Source organism: Clostridium sp. AF27-5AA, assembly GCF_003478415.1.
GTDB classification, from domain to species: domain Bacteria; phylum Bacillota; class Clostridia; order Lachnospirales; family Lachnospiraceae; genus Otoolea; species Otoolea fessa.
In genome coordinates this window covers 82848-102631 of sequence record NZ_QUFH01000003.1, presented here as the reverse complement: position 1 = coordinate 102631, position 19784 = coordinate 82848, and the positions used below count along the sequence as shown (strand labels likewise).

The following is a 19784-nucleotide window of genomic DNA, read 5'->3' as shown; positions in this document are numbered from 1 at the left end:
CGGCAGACCGTGGGGGTATCTGAATCTCTACAGGCTGAACCGCTGAAGACCGATGGCCCCCTTTGCGTGAATTTTCGCAGAATTAAACAGGGGGGATATAAAAAGGGTATGGTAATTTTCGCAGAATGTACTTAAAACACGGCAAAAAGGGGTATTTCTTTTTGCCGGAAAATCAGGAAAAAAGCATTATTTAAGGCTGGAAAACAGTGTAAAAACATTGTTTTTCCGGTCTTTTTTTGTGTGCCGGAAGGAGAGTGGAAAGGATGACGGACGCACAGGCAAAGCAGATCAATGAGATGCGGATGAAGGGGATGGGATATAAAGCCATCGGAATGGCAATCGGACTGTCCCGTGACATCGTAAGGAATTACTGCAAGAGACATAACCTTGCCGGATACGCCACGGTGGTTTCAAAAAATATGAAACTCATGGTGGACGGTAAAGAGGTGTGCCACTTCTGCGGTAATCCGATCACGCAGCCGAAGACTGGCAGACCGAGAAGGTTCTGCTGTGAAAAATGCAGAAGGGAATGGTGGAAGGCACACCCGGAAGCAGTGAAGAAAAGCGAGAAGGCTTCCTACACGTTTGTATGTGAGCAGTGCGGGAAGCCTTTCATTTCCTATGGAAACAAGAACAGAAAATACTGCGGCCGTGAATGTTATTTCCGGCACAGATTTTTAGCAGAGGAGGATATGGAAGATGCAGTTTCAGAGTTATAAAATAGCAGACCTTATCCCGGCTTCCTATAATCCGAGGAAGAAGTTAAAACCGGGTGATAAGGAATATGAAAAAATCAAGAACTCCATTAAAGAGTTTGGTTATGTCGAGCCGATCATTATCAACTCAGACATGACCATTATCGGAGGACACCAGAGAGCCACGGTCCTTGCAGACCTCGGGTACACGGAAGTGGAGTGTATCGTGGTCGATATTGACAAGACCAAGGAAAAGGCACTCAATGTTGCCCTTAATAAAATTACGGGTGAGTGGAATAAGGAACTTCTGGCAGATCTCATCAAAGACCTTGAGGATTCAGCGTTTGATGTCGGCATCACGGGCTTTGAACCGCCAGAGATCGAACAGCTTTTTAATTCCGTGCATGATAAGAAGATCACGGAAGATGACTTCGATGTGGAAGCGGAGCTTGCAAAGCCGACCGTGGCAAAGACAGGGGATGTATGGCTGCTTGGAAAGCACCGTGTCATCTGCGGTGATTCCATTCTGCCGGAAACATATGAAAGGCTGATGGATGGACGGAAAGCAAATCTTGTCCTGACTGATCCGCCATACAATGTAAATGTTGAGGAAACGGCCGGCAAGATCAAAAATGACAACATGCCGGATGAGGATTTCTATAAGTTCCTGTTTGCTGCATTTGTAAATATGGAACAGTCAATGGAACAGGATGCTTCCATTTATGTATTCCATGCGGATACGGAGGGGCTGAATTTCAGAAAGGCATTCAAGGATGCCGGATTTTATCTTTCCGGGTGCTGCATCTGGAAGAAGAATGCACTGGTTCTTGGAAGAAGCCCGTATCAGTGGCAGCATGAACCGTGTCTGTTCGGATGGAAGAAGGGCGGGAAGCACCAGTGGTATTCCGACAGGAAGCAGACCACCATCTGGGAATATGACCGTCCGAAGGCAAGCAAGGACCATCCGACCATGAAGCCTGTGGCGCTTATGGCATACCCGATCCAGAACTCCTGCATGAGCAACTGCATCGTGCTTGATCCGTTCCTTGGTTCCGGTTCTACGCTGATCGCCTGTGAACAGACACACCGTATCTGCTACGGCATCGAACTGGATGAGAAGTTTGTGGATGTGATCGTAAACCGCTACATTGAACAGTGCGGTTCGGATGCGGATGTATTTGTCATCCGTGACGATATGAAAATTTCATATCAGCAATTATGCAAGGGAGGGCAGTATAATGAAACAGATGACCTTCCTTGATTTATGTTCCGGCATCGGCGGCTTCAGGCTCGGTCTTGAAACTGCCGGCCATAAATGCATCGGGTACTGTGAATATGATAAATTTGCAAGAGCCTCATATGAGGCAATGTATGATACGGAAGGAGAGTGGAAAGCTCATGATGTCACAAAACTTAAACCCGAAGATGTCCCCTATGCAGACATCTGGTGCTTCGGATTCCCATGTCAGGACATCTCCGTTGCCGGAAAACAGCGGGGACTGGTCGGAAAAAGAAGTGGAATATATTACAACATTATTGACCTCCTCAAAGGCAAAGAGGAAAGTGCTAAACCCTCATACCTACTTGTTGAGAACGTTAAGAACCTGTTATCGATCAATGCAGGATTCGATTTTGCCTCAGTTCTGTCTGAAATGGACGAAGCAGGGTATGACTGTCGGTGGCAGGTGCTTAACTCCAAAAACTTCGGAGTCCCGCAGAACCGTGAGCGTGTGTTCATTATCGCAAATCTTAGAAGCAGAGGTAGACGAGAAATATTACCTCTCACCGGAGAAAACGCAGCAGCTCTTAACCAGCTTATAGGAGGCATGCAGGGCTACCGTGTTTATGGGACGGACGGCATTTCCGCAACCCTTGTGGGGAATGCGGGCGGTGTCGGGGCCAAGACAGGGCTTTACTTCATCGACCAGAGCAACCATGATCCGAAGATCACGGATACGGCAAGATGCCTGACAGCGAGGTACACAGCCGGGATGACCAACCATACCGCCATGAACTCAGCCGTGCTGGAAGTCCACCCGGTGCTTACACCGGAGCGGATGGAGAAACGGCAGAACGGAAGAAGGATGAAAGAGGATGGAGAGCCGATGTTCACCCTGACCTCACAGGACAGGCACGGTGTGTATGTCTGTGAAAAGGTGGATTCCGTCAAAGTGAAAAATGCCACGAAGGCAGGATATGAAGTGGCACGGGAAGGGGACGGCATCAACCTTGCCTACCCAGACAGTGAGACAAGAAGGGGAAGGGTTGGAAAAGAATGCTCCCAGACACTGGACTGTTCCGGGCAGATGGGAACGCTCATGAGGGGCGGCCGCATCAGACGGCTGACTCCGAGGGAGTGCTTCCGCTTACAGGGATTTTCTGATGAGCTTTTTGACCGTGCCTCTGCCGTCAACTCCGATGCACAGCTTTATAAACAGGCCGGAAATGCAGTCACCGCAACGGTTGCTTATGCGGTTGCGATGTCACTTCCGGAGTCCAGAAGCTGACATTACATTTTCTTTTGGAAAGTACCATTATCTGCTTGACTATACGGGCATTCAGAGTGATATATGGTACTACCAAAAAGAAAGGAGACCAGCAGAATGGAAATTATTACAAACGCTGAGAATAGGAAAGAATTAGTAAAAGCCTTATCCGGACATTTCGGACAGAGGTCAGAATACCTTGGACCGCCATCCTTTGCATATCGCATCGGAAGCATCACGGTGGACAGGGATGCAAAGGTCATACTTGAAGATGACAGCATGGAAGACGAGGTGAGAAGAGTGCTTTTCCAGAATGATGTGGCAGAAGAGATACAGGAAACACAGACGGAGGAACCGGAAGCGGAGATCAAAATACCAATCGGCAGCATGACACCGCAGGGCATCATCAACCTGATAAACATGATGCATTCCAAACAGTACCTTATCAACAGGGCAGTCGGAAGGGAGTGCATTTCCATAGCAGACAGCCTTATAAATGCCCTTGCCGAAAGTAACTTTGAAGATACGGAGTCAGCAGCAGGGTTCATTACGGAGCAGGGCGGATGCAGCGGTGTTACCTTTGCAGATGGGAATATTGAGTTCACGGGATTTCCACATACCGATGGCATGATGGAATACTGCAGACTTGCATCGGCAATGGTAAAGAAAGCATCGGAACAGAAACGTGTGAATCCGAAACAGACCATTGAAGAGAATGAAAAATATTACATGAGGGCATGGCTGGTATCCATCGGATTTGGAGGGAGCGAAGGAAAGGAAACAAGATCCTTTTTCCTTAAGGGGCTGAAAGGTCATACGGCATTCCGGACTCCGGAAGATGCGGAAAGGTGGAAAGCCAACCGTAGGGCAGAAAGGGGGTCAACGGTATGTTCGGAGTAAGCAGACAGACACTTGAGAGATTGAGAAAGGAATATCCTTCGGGAACCAGGGTGGAGCTTATCCGCCTTGATGATCCCTACCGAAAGATCCCGTCAGGGACCATCGGAACGGTGGAGTTTGTGGATGATGCAGGACAGCTCCACACGGTATGGGACGGACACGGCTCTCTTGCGATGATCTACGGAGTGGATGAATGGCGTAAAATACAGTCATAATATACACAGTTTTTCCGGCTGATGTTTGTGCAGTTTATGGCGCATATATAACTGGATATATGTGTGTTTTAGAGCGAATATGTACCTACCGAAAGGGAAGAAAACAAACGGAGGTACAAGCCATGAACGAAAGGATTACAAAGCAGATCGAGGAAATGAAGAAACAGACCATCGGGGTCGAGGTTGAGATGAACAACATACGAAGGGATAAGGCTGCAGAACTTGCAGCGGCATTTTTCGGAACAGGAAGATTTGAAAACACGGCTTCCAGAAGCGGATATTATACATGGTCAGCATGGGATGCAAGCGGAAGGGAATGGAAATTCCAGAAGGATGTCAGCATTGCGGGACCGGATGATAAAAAATGCGAGCTGGTCACACCGATCCTTCACTACGAAGATATCGAACTTCTCCAGGAACTGATAAGAAAGCTCAGACATGCGGGAGCCAAGAGTGATGCAACAAGGGGATGCGGAGTCCACATCCACATCGGAGCAAAGGGACACACACCGCAGACTTTACGAAACCTTGCAAACATCATGGCGGGACACGAGAACCTTTTAGCGGATGCCTTAAACCTCGACAGCTGGCGGATGAACCGCTACTGCAAAACGGTAGACCCAAGATTCCTTAAGGAACTCAATAAAAAGAAACCGAAAACGATGGCAGCCCTTGCAGACATCTGGTACACGGCAAACGGGGCAAGCTACGGAAGAGACCATCATTACAATGACAGCCGATACCATATGTTAAACTACCATGCAACATTCACAAAGGGAACGGTCGAGTTCAGACTTTTCCAATTTGATGCCCCGGCTGATGGAAAGCTGAACGGACTGCATGCGGGACAGCTGAAGAGCTACATCCAGCTCTGCCTTGCCTTAAGCCAGATGGCAAAGGAAGTAAGGACGGCAAGCCCGAAACCACAGCAGACGGAAAATCCGAAATACGCAATGCGGACATGGCTTTTGAGACTCGGATTCATCGGGGACGAATTTAAGACCGCAAGGGAAATCCTTACAAAGAGACTTGCAGGAGACACTGCTTTCAGAAGCGGAAGGGCTGCTTGAAGAGAACAGCCTCCTGCCACCTTGGATAACTGACCGCCATGAGCGGTCTTAAGGTGGTAGAAGGGTGTTCCCTTCAGAAAGGATGGAAACATTATGAAAAGATATTACATTGCTTATGGCAGCAATCTGAACATCAGACAGATGCGGATACGATGCCCTCACGCAAGGGTGATCGGTACTGCAGTTATAAACGATTATGAGCTTCTCTTTAAAGGAAGCCGTACGGGAGCCTATCTTACCATTGAGCCAAAGGAAGAAAGCGAGGTTCCCGTGGCAGTATGGGAAGTCACGGAATCGGATGAGGCAGCACTTGACCACTACGAAGGATATCCGTTGTTTTATTACAAAAAAGAAATGGAACTTGATATTAAGGGCATCCGAACGGGGAAGATACGCAGAAGGAAGTGCTTTGTGTACATCATGCATGAAGAACGGAAGATTGGAGTACCTTCCCTTTCGTATGTCAGCACATGCCTTCAGGGGTACATCAGCTTTGGGTTTGACGAGCATTACCTTTCCGAGGCACAGATAAAAGCAGTGGAGGTGGCAGGACATGAAGAATGAAACACTGCACATACGGATATGCCCCCGCTGCGGGGCTTCCTACGGAAGGACACCCGCCCTTTCAAGGGCAGACGGCAGAACGCTTATCTGCCCAGACTGTGGGACACGTGAGGCGCTTGAGAGCATTGGTGTCGTGGCAGAGGAACAGGAACAGATCCTTGAAGCCATCCACAGGTCGCAGCGGTAAAATCCACAATTTCTTCCACTGATCTTTGTGTACATTATAATGCTTAAATGACTGGATATATGTACGGTTCAGAGCGAATATGTACCTACCGAAAGAGAAAACAGAGAAAACGGAGGAAGATACGATGGAAACAAAGATCACAACAGCAGAAAAATTAGCGATGGAGCTTTACGGATGCATGAATTCAGCAGTCCTTGACTACGGTGATTACACGGTTGCAGTCTGGGATCACTGCTTTAAAGGAAGCATTGCAGAAGTTTATGAACTGGTTGAAACACCGGATGAGACAGGTTTTGGGAGATGCGAATGCAGGATTTCAAGGATTGGAAGAAAAGAAGGATTTGAGGATGCCGGGCATGCAATGGCATGGGCACTCACAAATGTAAAATAGCAGAAAGGGCAGGGAAAACGTTCCCTGCCTGTGTACATTTACACAATGTACCGACAGTATCTTTGTGTACATTATGGCACTGAAATGACTGGATATAATCAGCGTTTAGAGCGAATATGTACCTACTGAAAGGGAAAACAAAGAAAAAAGCGGAGGTACAAGACCATGAAGAGAATTGAGGTTTTTGAAAAAGCCATGAACGAGGGAGGAAGCCTTAAGGATTACGGAATCAACAGCACATTGTTTGCAGCATACAGAGACTGCCAGGAAACAGGAAACGATAACATTGATTTTAACGGAGTCATCTGGGATTACGACATTCCGGAAATTGTAAAGGCTTTAAAGGAAAACGGCATCAGCGAATTTACGATAAGCAGTACATTTTCAAGCCTGATCGAAACACTTGCAGCATTTGAAAAGGAAGGCATCAGGATGGCAGGGCTTACCGAGGTGAATGCAACATACTCGGATTGGAAAACAGGAAAGAAAGCAAGAATTCCGGCAATCAGAATGACACTTTAAGAATAAACACACAAATTGGAAGGCCTCTTCGGAGGTCTTTTTATTATGCCATTTGCGGGGAGGTGAGGACAGTGGCACAGAGAGGAAGAAAACCAAAGCCTACGGCAGTAAAGGTGCTTGAAGGCAATCCGGGCAAGAGAAGCCTTAATACGGGCGAACCAAAGCCTGAGAAAAAGGCCCCGCGCTGTCCGGCATGGCTTGAGGATGAGGCAAAGAAGGAATGGAAGCGGATGGCAAAACAGCTGGAGCATCTGGGAATCCTTACTGAGATCGATATGGCAGCATTCGCAGGATACTGTCAGGCATATGCGAGATGGAAAGAGGCAGAGGAGTTCATTACACAGCACGGGACCATTGTAAAGACCCCAAGCGGATACTGGCAGCAGGTACCGCAGGTGTCCATTGCCCAGACTTATCTGAAGATCATGAATAAGTTCTGTGAGCAGTTCGGACTGACCCCGTCCGCAAGAAGCCGTATCTCCACGGACAGCGGTGAGGATAAGCAGAACGATGAAATGGAGCTTCTGCTTGTGAAAGGCGGTGCAAAATAATGTTTGACAAGGCAAAAGCAGACCATGCGGTCAATTTTATAAACTGCCTGAAACACACCAAAGGAAGGTGGCGGGGAGTTCCGTTTGAACTTCTTCCGTGGCAGGATGAAATCATCCGTACCCTTTATGGGACGGTAAAGGAAAACGGATACAGGCAGTACAATACCTGTTACTGTGAGATACCAAAGAAAAACGGGAAATCGGAGCTGGCGGCTGCCATTGCACTGTATATGACATGCGGTGATGGTGAATGGGGAGCAGAGGTTTACGGCTGTGCTTCCGACAGGCAGCAGGCTTCCATCGTATTTGATGTTGCAGTGGATATGGTGGACCAGTGTCCGGCACTGAAGAAAAGGATCAAGCCCGTCATGTCCGTAAAAAGGCTTGTATATAAACCAACCAACAGCTTCTACCAGGTGCTGTCGGCAGAGGCATACACAAAGCATGGACTGAATGTCCATGCGGTCATCTTTGATGAGCTGCACGCACAGCCGAACAGGGAACTGTTCGATGTCATGACCAAGGGTTCCGGTGATGCCAGGACACAGCCGTTGTTCTTCCTGATTACGACAGCCGGGACAGACCGGAATTCTGTGTGTTTTGAACAGCACCAGAAGGCTCTGGATATCATAGAGGGGAGAAAGATAGACCCGACATTTTATCCTGTGATCTACGGGGCATCCGATGAGGATGACTGGTCGAGTGAGGATGTGTGGTATAAGGCAAATCCGTCACTCGGATACACGATTGACATTGAGAAAGTGCAGAATGCATATATCAGTGCAAAAGAGAATGCAGCAGAGGAGAACGTGTTCCGGCAGCTCCGTCTGAACCAGTGGGTGAAACAGAGCACCAGGTGGATGCAGATGGATAAGTGGGATGCCTGTTCCTTTGCCGTGAATGAGGATGAGCTTCTCGGTAGGGAATGCTATGGCGGACTCGACCTTTCAAGTTCCACGGATATCACGGCATTCGTGCTTGTGTTCCCGCCAAAGAACGATACGGAGAAATATGTGATACTTCCGTATTTCTGGATACCAGAGGATAACATGAGGCTGCGTGTCCGAAGGGATCATGTTCCGTATGATGTCTGGGCAGCCGAAGGGTGCTTAAAGACCACGGAAGGAAATGTCATCCATTATGGATTTATCGAGCAGTTCATTGATGAACTTGGCAGAAAGTTCCATATCAAGGAGATCGCATTTGACCGATGGGGAGCTGTGCAGATGGTGCAGAACCTTGAAGGTATGGGATTTACCGTTGTCCCGTTCGGACAGGGTTATAAAGATATGAGTCCACCGACAAAAGAACTGATGAAACTGACATTGGAGGAGCGGATCGCACATGGCGGACATAAGGTGCTGCGTTGGATGATGGATAATGTGTTTGTCCGTCAGGATCCAGCGGGAAACATCAAAATGGATAAGGAAAAATCCACGGAGAAGATTGACGGGGCCGTTGCAACCGTTATGGCACTTGACCGTGCAATCAGAAATGAAGGCAGTGACGGAAGCGTGTATGATGACAGGGGCATTCTTGTATTCTGATGCAGCCGAGTATGATTCTGTAAAATCATAATCCGGCTGCATGTTTCTGTGTTAAGATATAGGAAAAGCACAGGGAGGCATTTCGTATGCAGGAAGAATTTTTTATGAACAGTATGGAAAAAGACCCCAAACTTAGCGGTGAGCATGGGGCGCAGACAAGGAAGTCCCTTGCACTGAAAGCAGAGGAAATCCTCGGACTGGATCTGGAAACAGTGGTAGCGGATGATGACCTTATGTATGATTCGCTGATGAAACTGAAACCGCTTGAGAACCCAAAGAAAAATCCAATGCAGAATGCACTGAGAAAGTATTATTACTACAGGAATGGGAAAGAGTTCCCACGACTGAACAATTATCAGAGATGATCAGGAACGGCACTTCTTCGGAGGTGCTTTTTTTGTACCCATTTTTTAGGAGGTGTCACATGGGAATTAAGAGTTTATTCGGATTCGGACAGGCAAGGGATAAGCCTGTGGATAAGGCAGCAGATGCAGGATATTCGTTTCTGTTTGGAAGGACAACGAGCGGAAAGCCTGTCAATGAAAGAACGGCAATGCAGACCACAGCAGTATATGCCTGTGTCAGAATCCTTGCGGAGGCAGTCGCATCCTTACCTCTTCATGTATATGAGTATCAGGATGACGGAGGCAAGAAACTGGTGCATGACCATCCATTATATTATCTGCTCCATGATGAGCCGAACCCGGAGATGACTTCATTTGTGTTCAGGGAAACACTGATGAGTCATCTTTTAATATGGGGAAATGCTTATGCCCAGATTATAAGGGACGGGGCTGGAAGGGTGCTTGGACTGTATCCGCTCCTTCCGGACAAGATGGAGGTTCAGAGGGATGACAAAGGAAACATCTATTATGTGTATTCCAGAAACAGTGATGAGAACCCTACGTTCAAGGAATATGGAAATATCAAACTGAAAGCCGAGGATGTGCTTCATATCCCCGGACTTGGGTTTGACGGACTGATCGGATATTCCCCGATTGCGATGGCAAAGAACGCTGTCGGCATGACGCTTGCCTGTGAGGAATACGGGGCGAGTTTCTTTGCAAACGGGGCAAATCCGGGCGGTGTCCTGGAGCATCCGGGGGTCCTGAAAGACCCGTCAAAGGTGAGGGAGTCCTGGAACTCCGTGTACAGGGGCGTGAGTAACGCACACAAGATCGCAGTGCTTGAGGAAGGCATGAAGTACCAGCAGATAGGCATCCCGCCGGAAGAAGCACAGTTCCTTGAAACAAGGAAATTCCAGATCAATGAGATTGCAAGACTGTACAGGATACCGCCACATATGGTCGGTGACCTTGATAAGTCGAGCTTTTCCAATATCGAGCAGCAGTCCTTGGAGTTCGTAAAATACACACTTGATCCGTGGGTGATCAGATGGGAGCAGTCCTTACAGAGATCGCTCCTTCTGCCTGGTGAAAAAGGAAAGTATTTTATCAAGCTGAATGTGGACGGTCTGCTCCGTGGGGATTACCAGTCGAGGATGAACGGCTATGCAGTCGGAAGGCAGAACGGATGGTTTTCTGCCAATGACATCCGTGAGATGGAAAACATGAATCCGATCCCGGATGAGGAAGGGGGAAACCTGTATCTGATAAACGGTGCAATGACCAAACTTGCAGATGCGGGAGCTTTTGTAAAGACGGATACGGGCCAGCAGAGTGCTCCGGCACAGGAAAACAGCGGAAAGAGAGGTAAACGATGAAGCGGAAGTTTTGGAACTGGATAAAGAATGAAGATGAGAGCGTACCTGACATGGAAAGGACGCTCTTTTTAAATGGCATGATCTCAGATGAAACATGGTACGGGGATGAAGTGACACCGCAGCTGTTCAAGGATGAACTGAATGCCGGAAACGGAAATATCACGGTGTGGATCAATTCTCCAGGTGGTGATGTGTTCGCGGCAGCACAGATCTACAACATGCTCTGTGACTACAAGGGAAGCGTGACAGTAAAGATAGACGGCATTGCAGCTTCGGCAGCATCCGTGATCGCAATGGCAGGAGACACGGTCTGTGTATCCCCTGTTGCAATGATGATGATCCACAATCCTGCGACCATGGCAATGGGCGAGACAAGGGATATGCAGAAAGCAATCGCCATGTTAAACGAGGTCAAGGAATCAATCTTAAATGCCTATGAATTCAAGACGGGGCTTACCCGTGCAAGGCTCTCCCACATGATGGACGATGAGACCTGGTTCAATGCGAAGAAGGCAGTGGAGCTTGGATTTGCGGATAAGATACTCTTTTCTTCCGGTGAGACGGATGAAGAGAAGAAAAAGCCTGATAAGCCGGAAAAAGAACCGGAGGAAGGCAGTGATGGAGAGGAAGGAAAAGAAAAGGAAGACGAGGATAAGGACAAGAAAAAGAAGTTCCCGTTCCAGCAGGATTCCATGATGTATTCCACCAAGGCAATGAATGAATCGTTCCTTTCCAGGGTATCCCGTGTGGATGCCATGATACCTGTCAGCCAGTTAGAAAAAAGACTGAGTCTTTTAACACATTAAGGAGGATTTTAAGATGAGTAAGATTTTAGAGTTAAGAGAAAAAAGAGCAAAGGCATGGGAAGCAGCAAAGGCATTCCTCGATGCCAAGAGAACACAGGAAGGTTTTGTGTCCGCTGAGGATGCAGCCACCTATGACAAGATGGAAAATGATGTCGTAAATCTCGGAAAGGAAATCGAGAGACTGGAAAGACAGGCTGCCATCGATGCAGAACTTTCCAAGGCAACAAGCACACCGATCACCAACAAGCCGGATGCAAAGACTGGCGGTGACACAAAGACCGGAAGAGCAACCGATGAGTACAGAAAAGCGTTCTGGAACGGCATGAGAAACAAGGTGCTGTCCTATGAAGTACAGAATGCCCTTACCATCGGCACGGATTCCGAGGGCGGTTATCTTGTACCGGACGAGTACGAGAAGAAACTGGTAGAAGCACTGGAAGAGGAGGTATTCTTCCGTAACCTTGCAACCGTCATCAAGACATCGAGCGGTGACCGTAAGATCCCAATTGTTACATCCAAGGGTGAGGCGGCATGGATCGATGAGGGCGGTCAGTTCCCGGAATCTGATGACAGCTTCGGACAGACAACCATCAGTGCCTTTAAGCTGGCAACCATGATCAAGGTGTCCGATGAACTCTTAAATGACAGTGTGTTCAATATCGAGCAGTACATCTCAAGGGAGTTCGGAAGAAGGATCGGTACGAAGGAAGAGGAGGCATTCTTTATCGGTGACGGCAAAGGCAAGCCTACCGGAATCTTCAATGCCACAGGCGGTGCTGAGACAGGCGTGACATCCACCGGAACATCCATTACGTTTGATGATGTCATGGATCTTTATTATTCCCTCCGTGCCCCTTACCGTAACAAGGCGGTATGGCTTTTGAATGATTCGACCGTAAAGGCAATCAGAAAGCTGAAGGACGGAAACGGAAATTATATCTGGCAGCCGTCCGTAAGGGAAGGAGAGCCTGATAAGATCTTAAACCGTCCTTACCGCACATCCATCTATGTGCCGGAACTTGCAGCCGGAAACCGTGTCATGGCATTCGGTGATTACAGTTACTACTGGATCGCAGATCGCCAGGGCAGAAGTTTCAAGAGACTGAATGAGCTTTATGCTACAACCGGACAGGTCGGATTCCTTGCTTCCGAGCGTGTGGACGGCAAGCTGATCCTTTCCGAGGCAGTCAAGACACTCGATATCAAGGCTGCCGGAAAGTAGGGGTGGCAGGATGTTCGTAACGCTTGAGGAAGCCAAAGGGTATCTCAGGGTCGATTCGTCAGACGAGGATGAACTCATCCTCCGTCTGATGGAAACATCCGACCGCCTGATCTTAGACGTGACAAGACAAACCCCGGAAGAACTCAAAGAGTATGGATCTGTTGTCCGTACTGCAGAACTGTATGTTATTGCCTACCTGTATGAGCATCGGGAAGAAGCGGATCATAAGACCATGACGGAAACATTGAAGTATCTGTTTTTTGGAATCAGGAGGGAGATATTCTGATGATAGAACTCATGCGTGAACGGATCACGATACAGAAAAGCAGCACGAAGAAGGATGGGACAGGAAACCATATCCTTGTATGGAGCGACTACTATAAATGTTATTCCTACGTGAATAATCTTTCCGGGAAGGAGTACTGGGAAGCAAAACAGGTCAATGCGGAAACGGAACTTGATTTTGTCATCCGTTACTGCAGTGAGGTGTCCGCTATTGACACGGAGCATTTCCACATCCTGTTCCGTGGGAATATTTATAATATTACATTTGTTGACAACGTGCAGTATAAGAATAAGACATTGAAGATCAGGGCTGCCCTGGCAAAGAGGTGAGGAGATGGCAGAGAGAAGAACGACCGTTGACGGTCTGGCAGATGCAATCATGGATGGGCTGAAGGAATATGCAGACCTTGCCACGGATACCGTCAAGGATGCGGTAAAGGATGTATCCAAGACCGTGAAGAAGGATATACAGGCAAATGCCCCGAAGCGGACTGGAAGGTATAAGAAGAGCTGGGCTATCAAAAAGACAGCGGAGAGCAGCAACTCCCTTACCATGACGGTCCATTCTAAGGACAGATACCAGATAGCCCATCTCCTGGAACACGGCCATGCAAAACGCGGCGGGGGCAGGGTAGCCGGAAGGGAGCATATTGCCCCGGCTGAAGAAAAGGGAAACAGGGAGCTGGTGCAGAAGATAGAGAGGGGGTTGCGTTCGTGACGCATGAAGAAGTCATGGCAGTGATGGAAGAAATCGGACTTCCATATGCCTATCATCACTTTGCGGAAGGGGAATCCCCTGATCCGCCCTTTGCAGTATTCCTGTATCCGGGAAGCAACAATTTCTCTGCAGACGGGAAAGTCTATTTTAAGACAGACCGTCTGAACATAGAAATCTACACGGATATAAAAAATATAGAACTGGAACAGCAGACAGAAGTCGTGCTTGACGGGCATGATATTTTTTATGAAAAAAGCGAAGTATGGATCGAATCTGAAAATCTGTATGAGGTGCTTTATCAGATGGAGGTATAGAAGATGGCAAACAAAAAGAATAAAGTCAAATTTAATATCTGCAATGTGCATTACGCACCGATTACGGTTGCAGAGGAAGGTACGGTCAGCTTTGGGACACCCGTGCCGATGCCAGGTGCGGTATCCATCAGCATGGATCCGACCGGAGAGCCGGAGTCATTTTATGCGGACGGCATTGAATATTACGTGATCAATAACAACCAGGGATACGATGGTGACCTTGAACTTGCAATGATCCCTGAATCATTCCGCACAGATATCTTAAAAGAGGAGCAGGATGCCAATAAGGTGCTTGTGGAGAATGCAAATTCCGAGACAGGCAGTTTTGCACTCTTGTTTGAGTTTGATGGTGATATCCGTAAGATCCGCCATGTGCTTTATAACTGTTCCGCATCACGTCCGACCATTGAGTCCAAGACGAATGAGGAAGATAAGGAAGTGCAGACGGAAACACTGACCATCAAGGCAAGACCTATGGCAGACGGATATGTCAAGGCAAAAACGGGAGATTCCACAACTGAGACTGTTTACAATAACTGGTATAAGAGCGTGTATCTTCCGGCAGCTTCCACTGCAGAGCAGCAGTCAGCAAAATCAACCAAGAGTGTATCATAAGGAGGACTAAGACATGGGTATCAGAAAAGATATAGAAATTGACGGACAGATGGTTGCATTCAAGGCGAGTGCAGCCATTCCAAGAATCTACAGATTAAAATTCCAGAGGGATATTTATAAAGACCTGGCATTACTTGAAAAGAGCATCGGTGACGGAAAAGAAGAATCATCGAATCTTGATATGTTTTCCCTTGAGATGTTTGAGAACATTGCTTTTATTATGGCAAAGCATGCAGACCCGTCTATCCCGGATACACCGGAGGAGTGGCTTGATAATTTCAATACATTTTCAATTTATCAGGTTCTGCCACAACTGATTGAACTGTGGGGGCTGAATGTAAAAACAGATGTGGAAGCTAAAAAAAACTTCGTCCAACAGAGCGTGAAATGACAACACCGCTGTTTCTGCTCCGATGTGTACAATTAGGTCTGTCAATGGCAGACCTTGAAATGCTGTCAATAGGACTCATCAATGATATGTACAGTGAGAGCCGGAATGATGACTATAAGTATGCCGAACTTGCAACACAGGAAGACTTCGACCGTTTCTGATGATTGAGAGTATGGTTCTTTTCTGCTATACTTATTTGGAGAAAAGGACCATATTTGATGACGTAATTTAAATTAAATATTGGCTATATAACATATAACAAGACATTTGATTTAAAGAGGAATTGCTGATGAATGAATATAGTGTAAACATCGAAGTCAAGGATGGAGACGGGAAAATAATTTGTTCGCAACCATATAATGAATTTATGTATGGAACAAAAAATATTGAAATACAAAAAGTTTTGTATGGCAGGGAATTATATGATTTATTGGTAGATGGCTTAAATGTGATACGATACAATGAAAATGGAAAATTAATTCTTGGAGTTATTCTACAAAGTGATATTAATAGAACAGCAATGCAGTTGTTGGGGAGAATAGCAGAAGCAATTATTGTTAGGAATTGTAATCATGATGCTGGTGTAAACAGGAAATATTTTTCTATAGCACGTAAAAAACAGGCAAAAATGAAAACTGCAGATAAATTTTGGGCGCTTGGTACAGGATTAAATTATACAAAAATAAATTATCCTAAAATCTATAATCCATCAGATACCCAGCGAGACATAGTGTGGGTTAATGATTATAATGAATTGGCTGTTATGAAAGACGGGGATAATTATTCTGCAACTTCCGCAAGAATTGCTGGCTTACAAGTCAAAGCATCAAAAGATGGTATTAAATATGTCTTGCCAGCTATACTTGCGGATAGATATGATGTTCCAATTATATATTTTGATATCGAAAATGATTATCATAAAATTTTAAATAAAATATATAAGGACACACATATAGATATAGAATATGACATAATTCATCCGAGAGAAGTTGATCCGGCTGGATACGATGAATTTTTACACTATGTGGATTTGGTATATGCCATGATTGATGGTAGATTATCACCGGAAGAGTTGGTGGTAGGGGCAGGAAGAAATGATGATGAATTAATGAAAAATGCATTAATGTCTACTACGCTATCGAATATAAATAAAACAAATCGAATAATAATATAAATAATATTACATAGGACATCTGTCAGAAATGGCAGGTGTTTTTCTTTTGTTACGGAGCAGAGATGCTCCTTTTTTTGTACCCATTTTTAGGAGGAGGTGAAAGGCATGGCAAGCCGTATTCAGGGTATTACCGTTGAAATCGGTGGTGATACAACCAAACTGCAGAACGCCCTGAAGGGTGTGAACGGACAGATCAAGTCCACCCAGTCACAGCTTAAGGATGTGAACAAGCTGCTGAAACTTGATCCGGGTAATACGGAGCTTCTGGCACAGAAGCATAAACTGCTTGCGGAAGCGGTCAGTGAGACAAAAGAGAAGCTGGCCACCTTAAAGACCGCAGCAGAACAGGCAAATACGGCACTTGCCAATGGCGAGATCTCAAAGGAGCAGTACGATGCCCTTCAGAGGGAAATCGTGGAAACTGAGCAGGACTTAAAGAATCTGGAAACACAGGCGAACCAGTCCGCTACGGCAGTACAGAAGATTGCAGCAACAGGCGAAAAATTTAAGACGGTCGGTGACAACATTTCATCTGCCGGACAGAAACTCCTCCCAGTAACAGCCGGGGTGACTGCACTTGGTACGGCATCCGTAACAACGGCAGCAAACTTTGAATCTTCTATGTCACAGGTACAGGCTACTATGGGAATCACAAAAGATTCCATGTCTAAGGTAAACGGACAGTCCGTAAATACAATGGATACCCTTTCCAAGCTGGCAAAGAAGATGGGGGCAGAAACAGCCTTCTCTGCATCCGAGTGTGCCGAGGCATTAAATTACCTGGCTCTTGCCGGATATGACACGGAGCAGATGTGTAATACACTGCCGACCGTACTTAACCTGGCAGCTGCCGGGGATATTGCCCTTGCGGATGCTTCTGATATGGTAACGGATGCAATGTCTGCACTTGGCATGGGCGTGGACGAGGCAGAAACGATGGTAGACCAGATGGCAAAGACCGCATCTACCACGAATACATCGGTTGCACAGCTGGGCGAGGGAATCCTTACCATTGGTGCGACAGCTAAATCCATCAAGGGCGGTACGGCAGAACTCAATACCGCACTTGGTATTCTTGCCAATAATGGTATCAAGGGGGCAGAAGGCGGTACGCATCTTCGTAACATTATCCTGTCACTGCAGAATCCTACGGATAAAGCAGCCGCCCAGATGGAAGCACTGGGCATTTCCGTATATGATTCCGAAGGAAACATGCGGTCAATGAATGATATCCTTGGTGACCTCAATAAGAGCATGGATGGAATGACATCTGCTGAGAAGTCCAATATCATCGGTACGATCTTTAACAAGACAGACCTGTCTTCCGTGAATGCACTGCTTGCAAATACAGGAGAAACATGGGACAGCTTACAGAAATCCATCACGGAAAGCGGTGGTGCTGCACAGCAGATGGCAGATACACAGCTTGATAACTTACAGGGACAGATCACTATCTTAAAATCCGCACTGGAAGGTCTGGCGATATCTTTTGGTGAACTTCTGATGCCGGCCATCAAACAGATCGTGGGATGGGTGCAGAAATTCGTGGACTGGTTGAATGGACTGAGCGAGGGCACGAAGAAGACGGTCGTTACGATAGCCCTTCTGGCAGCAGCACTCGGTCCCGTGCTTATCGTGATTGGAAAGGTCATATCTGCAGTCGGTACGATCATGACGGTTGTACCGAAGATCGCTGGAGTCATCAATACGGTGAAGGGGGCTTTTGCAGCACTGAATGCAACGATGCTTGCAAATCCAATCGTGCTTATTATCGCAGCCATTGCAGCTCTTGTGGCTGCTTTTATTTATCTCTGGAATAACTGTGACGGATTCCGCCAGTTCTGGATCGACCTCTGGGAGAACGTAAAACAGGTTGCAATTACGGTATGGAATGCAATCAAGGAATTCTTCTCACAGGTGTGGGAAGCCATCAAGACTATCTTCTCGACTGTGTTTGAAGTGATAAAGACCCTGGTAACGACTTATTTCAATCTGTATAAGACCATCATCCAGACGGTTTTCAATGTGATAAAGACGGTCATCACGACAATCTGGGAAGCCATCAAGGGTGTATTTACTACAGTTTTCAATGTAATAAAAACACTGGTGACAACGTACTTCAATATCTATAAGACCATCATCCAGACGGTACTGACGGTCATTCAGACTGTGATAACAACAGTATGGAATACGATAAAAACAGTCATTACCACTGTACTGAATGCGATAAAAACGATCTTTAGCACGGTGTGGAATGCCATCAAGACCATCATCAGTGCCGTGGTAAGCGGAATCAAGGGATTGATCACAGGGGATTTTACTGCGGTCAAGAACTCCATTACCACCATCATGAATACGATCAAGAGTACGATCACCACCATATGGAATACCATCAAGTCGACCATTTCAACGGTGCTTGGTGCAATCAAGGGTGCGGTCACATCCGTATTCAACGGAATCGTGAATGCTGTGAAAGGCGCGATGGGAAATGTCCTGAATGCAGTGAAGACGGGTTTTTCCAATGTCAAGGGCCACATCACGGGGCTTGCTTCACAGGCATTTACCTGGGGTAAGGATCTTATTATGGGAATCGTAAACGGAATCAGGAGCTGCATCGGTGCAGTCGGTGATGCCGTAAGTTCCGTGGCAAATAAGATCAGGTCGTTCCTTCATTTCTCCGTACCGGATGAAGGACCACTTACGGATTATGAATCATGGATGCCTGACTTTATGGGAGGACTTGCAAAGGGAATCGAAAAGAGTAAAGGCATGGTGGCAAAGGCAATCGAAGGGGTATCGCAGGATATGATAATCAGTCCGAATGTAAGCGGAATGGAGTCAGCTGCGGGAGTGCAGACTTCCGGACAGCCGGACAGCGGAATTTCCAGTATGCTGTCAGCCATCACGTCTGCAGTTAAAGATATGAAGGGCGATCCCGGGGATATCGTGATCCCTGTATACCTTGGAGGGACAATGCTCGATGAGGTGATCGTAACGGCACAGCAGAGGGCAAATCTTAGAAGCGGGGGAAGATAAACATGGCATTTATACAGTATTTAAAATTTGATGAACAGGATCTTCCCCTGCCGGATTCCTACGACCTTGACATTTCTGATGTAGAGGCGGATTCATCCGGGGAGACGGAAGCAGGAACAACACAGAGGGATGTGGTAAGGACAGGAGTTATCTCCATTGCAGTTTCTTTTTCCGTTTCACCCAGGTGGTTAAAGATACTGACGGCATACAGTAAGAAACCTAAAATTGCTGTAAAGTATTTTGATACGGAAGAACTGGAACTGAAAAACACGGAAATGTATATTACAGGATTTAAGGCAAAACTTGAAAAGGACACAAGTTATAAAGGATTGTGGACGGTGTCCTTTACATTAAATGAGTATTAGAGGAGTG

The 19784-nt window shown here is 46.7% G+C and carries 25 protein-coding genes; all 25 read left to right on the top strand.

Annotated features, from left to right (window positions below):
• The first annotated feature begins 263 nt into the window (after window positions 1-263).
• The gene (locus DWY89_RS04735; RefSeq protein WP_118524442.1) at window positions 264-719 is read left to right on the top strand and encodes an RNA polymerase subunit sigma-70; all 456 of its coding nucleotides are present in this window, start codon (window positions 264-266) and stop codon (window positions 717-719) included.
• Complete coding sequence (locus DWY89_RS04730; RefSeq protein WP_004843271.1) at window positions 700-1956, top strand: site-specific DNA-methyltransferase; 1257 nt, start codon at window positions 700-702, stop codon at window positions 1954-1956. The genes DWY89_RS04735 and DWY89_RS04730 overlap by 20 nt, the downstream gene beginning before the upstream one ends.
• A complete protein-coding gene (gene dcm, locus DWY89_RS04725; protein WP_330604497.1) occupies window positions 1943-3202 on the top strand; it encodes a DNA (cytosine-5-)-methyltransferase in 1260 nt (419 codons plus the stop codon). Before DWY89_RS04730 ends, dcm begins: the two co-directional genes overlap by 14 nt.
• A 96-nt stretch (window positions 3203-3298) precedes the next feature.
• Window positions 3299-4081 (top strand): hypothetical protein, encoded by a 783-nt coding sequence (locus tag DWY89_RS04720; protein WP_243022734.1) that lies wholly within the window; start codon window positions 3299-3301, stop codon window positions 4079-4081.
• On the top strand, window positions 4069-4296 hold the full coding sequence (locus DWY89_RS04715) for a DUF4314 domain-containing protein (RefSeq protein ID WP_008117754.1): 228 nt from the start codon (window positions 4069-4071) through the stop codon (window positions 4294-4296). The genes DWY89_RS04720 and DWY89_RS04715 overlap by 13 nt, the downstream gene beginning before the upstream one ends.
• 122 nt (window positions 4297-4418) lie before the next feature.
• Window positions 4419-5366 (top strand): amidoligase family protein, encoded by a 948-nt coding sequence (locus DWY89_RS04710; protein ID WP_118524439.1) that lies wholly within the window; start codon window positions 4419-4421, stop codon window positions 5364-5366.
• 93 nt (window positions 5367-5459) lie between these two features.
• Window positions 5460-5930: a gamma-glutamylcyclotransferase family protein gene (locus DWY89_RS04705; protein WP_055272596.1), complete on the top strand. Its 471-nt coding sequence runs from the start codon at window positions 5460-5462 to the stop codon at window positions 5928-5930.
• A complete protein-coding gene (locus DWY89_RS04700) occupies window positions 5920-6117 on the top strand; it encodes a hypothetical protein (protein WP_118524438.1) in 198 nt (65 codons plus the stop codon). The genes DWY89_RS04705 and DWY89_RS04700 overlap by 11 nt, the downstream gene beginning before the upstream one ends.
• Window positions 6118-6241: 124 nt before the next feature.
• Window positions 6242-6508: a hypothetical protein gene (locus DWY89_RS04695; RefSeq protein ID WP_178680512.1), complete on the top strand. Its 267-nt coding sequence runs from the start codon at window positions 6242-6244 to the stop codon at window positions 6506-6508.
• Window positions 6509-6673: 165 nt separating this feature from the next.
• Window positions 6674-7030 (top strand): hypothetical protein, encoded by a 357-nt coding sequence (locus DWY89_RS04690; protein WP_118524437.1) that lies wholly within the window; start codon window positions 6674-6676, stop codon window positions 7028-7030.
• Window positions 7031-7101: 71 nt separating this feature from the next.
• On the top strand, window positions 7102-7581 hold the full coding sequence (locus DWY89_RS04685; RefSeq protein WP_117717907.1) for a phage terminase small subunit P27 family: 480 nt from the start codon (window positions 7102-7104) through the stop codon (window positions 7579-7581).
• The gene (locus tag DWY89_RS04680) at window positions 7581-9128 is read left to right on the top strand and encodes a terminase TerL endonuclease subunit (RefSeq protein ID WP_118524436.1); all 1548 of its coding nucleotides are present in this window, start codon (window positions 7581-7583) and stop codon (window positions 9126-9128) included. Before DWY89_RS04685 ends, DWY89_RS04680 begins: the two co-directional genes overlap by 1 nt.
• A gap of 86 nt (window positions 9129-9214) precedes the next feature.
• Window positions 9215-9493: a hypothetical protein gene (locus DWY89_RS04675; protein WP_008117767.1), complete on the top strand. Its 279-nt coding sequence runs from the start codon at window positions 9215-9217 to the stop codon at window positions 9491-9493.
• A 59-nt stretch (window positions 9494-9552) separates the two neighbouring features.
• The gene (locus tag DWY89_RS04670; RefSeq protein WP_055272610.1) at window positions 9553-10851 is read left to right on the top strand and encodes a phage portal protein; all 1299 of its coding nucleotides are present in this window, start codon (window positions 9553-9555) and stop codon (window positions 10849-10851) included.
• Complete coding sequence (locus tag DWY89_RS04665) at window positions 10848-11657, top strand: head maturation protease, ClpP-related (protein ID WP_118524435.1); 810 nt, start codon at window positions 10848-10850, stop codon at window positions 11655-11657. The genes DWY89_RS04670 and DWY89_RS04665 overlap by 4 nt, the downstream gene beginning before the upstream one ends.
• 13 nt (window positions 11658-11670) lie before the next feature.
• On the top strand, window positions 11671-12879 hold the full coding sequence (locus DWY89_RS04660) for a phage major capsid protein (protein ID WP_008117772.1): 1209 nt from the start codon (window positions 11671-11673) through the stop codon (window positions 12877-12879).
• A gap of 10 nt (window positions 12880-12889) precedes the next feature.
• A complete protein-coding gene (locus DWY89_RS04655) occupies window positions 12890-13165 on the top strand; it encodes a head-tail connector protein (protein ID WP_118524434.1) in 276 nt (91 codons plus the stop codon).
• Window positions 13165-13494 (top strand): phage head closure protein, encoded by a 330-nt coding sequence (locus DWY89_RS04650; RefSeq protein ID WP_118524433.1) that lies wholly within the window; start codon window positions 13165-13167, stop codon window positions 13492-13494. Before DWY89_RS04655 ends, DWY89_RS04650 begins: the two co-directional genes overlap by 1 nt.
• Window positions 13495-13498: 4 nt before the next feature.
• A complete protein-coding gene (locus DWY89_RS04645; RefSeq protein WP_055272618.1) occupies window positions 13499-13882 on the top strand; it encodes an HK97 gp10 family phage protein in 384 nt (127 codons plus the stop codon).
• Window positions 13879-14196, top strand: a complete 318-nt coding sequence (locus DWY89_RS04640) for a hypothetical protein (protein ID WP_118524432.1) — start codon at window positions 13879-13881, stop codon at window positions 14194-14196. Before DWY89_RS04645 ends, DWY89_RS04640 begins: the two co-directional genes overlap by 4 nt.
• 3 nt (window positions 14197-14199) lie before the next feature.
• Window positions 14200-14811 (top strand): major tail protein, encoded by a 612-nt coding sequence (locus DWY89_RS04635; protein ID WP_008117781.1) that lies wholly within the window; start codon window positions 14200-14202, stop codon window positions 14809-14811.
• 13 nt (window positions 14812-14824) lie between these two features.
• A complete protein-coding gene (locus DWY89_RS04630; protein WP_118524431.1) occupies window positions 14825-15202 on the top strand; it encodes a hypothetical protein in 378 nt (125 codons plus the stop codon).
• Between the two features lie 289 nt (window positions 15203-15491).
• Window positions 15492-16376 carry a hypothetical protein gene (locus DWY89_RS04625; protein WP_117717915.1) on the top strand — a complete coding sequence of 295 codons (885 nt, stop codon included), beginning with the start codon at window positions 15492-15494 and terminating at the stop codon, window positions 16374-16376.
• A 105-nt stretch (window positions 16377-16481) separates the two neighbouring features.
• The gene (locus DWY89_RS04620) at window positions 16482-19412 is read left to right on the top strand and encodes a phage tail tape measure protein (RefSeq protein WP_118524430.1); all 2931 of its coding nucleotides are present in this window, start codon (window positions 16482-16484) and stop codon (window positions 19410-19412) included.
• 2 nt (window positions 19413-19414) lie between these two features.
• Window positions 19415-19777 carry a hypothetical protein gene (locus DWY89_RS04615; RefSeq protein WP_008117790.1) on the top strand — a complete coding sequence of 121 codons (363 nt, stop codon included), beginning with the start codon at window positions 19415-19417 and terminating at the stop codon, window positions 19775-19777.
• Window positions 19778-19784 lie beyond the last annotated feature (7 nt).

Excerpts from the sequence above, each read along its gene's own strand:
- DWY89_RS04735 (WP_118524442.1), top strand. The coding sequence starts at position 264 with ATGACGGACGCACAGGCAAAGCAGATCAATGAGATGCGGATGAAGGGG.
- DWY89_RS04730 (WP_004843271.1), top strand. The coding sequence starts at position 700 with ATGCAGTTTCAGAGTTATAAAATAGCAGACCTTATCCCGGCTTCCTAT.
- dcm (WP_330604497.1), top strand. The coding sequence starts at position 1,943 with ATGACCTTCCTTGATTTATGTTCCGGCATCGGCGGCTTCAGGCTCGGT.
- DWY89_RS04720 (WP_243022734.1), top strand. The coding sequence starts at position 3,299 with ATGGAAATTATTACAAACGCTGAGAATAGGAAAGAATTAGTAAAAGCC.
- DWY89_RS04715 (WP_008117754.1), top strand. The coding sequence starts at position 4,069 with ATGTTCGGAGTAAGCAGACAGACACTTGAGAGATTGAGAAAGGAATAT.
- DWY89_RS04710 (WP_118524439.1), top strand. The coding sequence starts at position 4,419 with ATGAACGAAAGGATTACAAAGCAGATCGAGGAAATGAAGAAACAGACC.
- DWY89_RS04705 (WP_055272596.1), top strand. The coding sequence starts at position 5,460 with ATGAAAAGATATTACATTGCTTATGGCAGCAATCTGAACATCAGACAG.
- DWY89_RS04700 (WP_118524438.1), top strand. The coding sequence starts at position 5,920 with ATGAAGAATGAAACACTGCACATACGGATATGCCCCCGCTGCGGGGCT.
- DWY89_RS04695 (WP_178680512.1), top strand. The coding sequence starts at position 6,242 with ATGGAAACAAAGATCACAACAGCAGAAAAATTAGCGATGGAGCTTTAC.
- DWY89_RS04690 (WP_118524437.1), top strand. The coding sequence starts at position 6,674 with ATGAAGAGAATTGAGGTTTTTGAAAAAGCCATGAACGAGGGAGGAAGC.
- DWY89_RS04680 (WP_118524436.1), top strand. The coding sequence starts at position 7,581 with ATGTTTGACAAGGCAAAAGCAGACCATGCGGTCAATTTTATAAACTGC.
- DWY89_RS04675 (WP_008117767.1), top strand. The coding sequence starts at position 9,215 with ATGCAGGAAGAATTTTTTATGAACAGTATGGAAAAAGACCCCAAACTT.
- DWY89_RS04670 (WP_055272610.1), top strand. The coding sequence starts at position 9,553 with ATGGGAATTAAGAGTTTATTCGGATTCGGACAGGCAAGGGATAAGCCT.
- DWY89_RS04665 (WP_118524435.1), top strand. The coding sequence starts at position 10,848 with ATGAAGCGGAAGTTTTGGAACTGGATAAAGAATGAAGATGAGAGCGTA.
- DWY89_RS04660 (WP_008117772.1), top strand. The coding sequence starts at position 11,671 with ATGAGTAAGATTTTAGAGTTAAGAGAAAAAAGAGCAAAGGCATGGGAA.
- DWY89_RS04655 (WP_118524434.1), top strand. The coding sequence starts at position 12,890 with ATGTTCGTAACGCTTGAGGAAGCCAAAGGGTATCTCAGGGTCGATTCG.
- DWY89_RS04650 (WP_118524433.1), top strand. The coding sequence starts at position 13,165 with ATGATAGAACTCATGCGTGAACGGATCACGATACAGAAAAGCAGCACG.
- DWY89_RS04645 (WP_055272618.1), top strand. The coding sequence starts at position 13,499 with ATGGCAGAGAGAAGAACGACCGTTGACGGTCTGGCAGATGCAATCATG.
- DWY89_RS04635 (WP_008117781.1), top strand. The coding sequence starts at position 14,200 with ATGGCAAACAAAAAGAATAAAGTCAAATTTAATATCTGCAATGTGCAT.
- DWY89_RS04630 (WP_118524431.1), top strand. The coding sequence starts at position 14,825 with ATGGGTATCAGAAAAGATATAGAAATTGACGGACAGATGGTTGCATTC.
- DWY89_RS04625 (WP_117717915.1), top strand. The coding sequence starts at position 15,492 with ATGAATGAATATAGTGTAAACATCGAAGTCAAGGATGGAGACGGGAAA.
- DWY89_RS04620 (WP_118524430.1), top strand. The coding sequence starts at position 16,482 with ATGGCAAGCCGTATTCAGGGTATTACCGTTGAAATCGGTGGTGATACA.
- DWY89_RS04615 (WP_008117790.1), top strand. The coding sequence starts at position 19,415 with ATGGCATTTATACAGTATTTAAAATTTGATGAACAGGATCTTCCCCTG.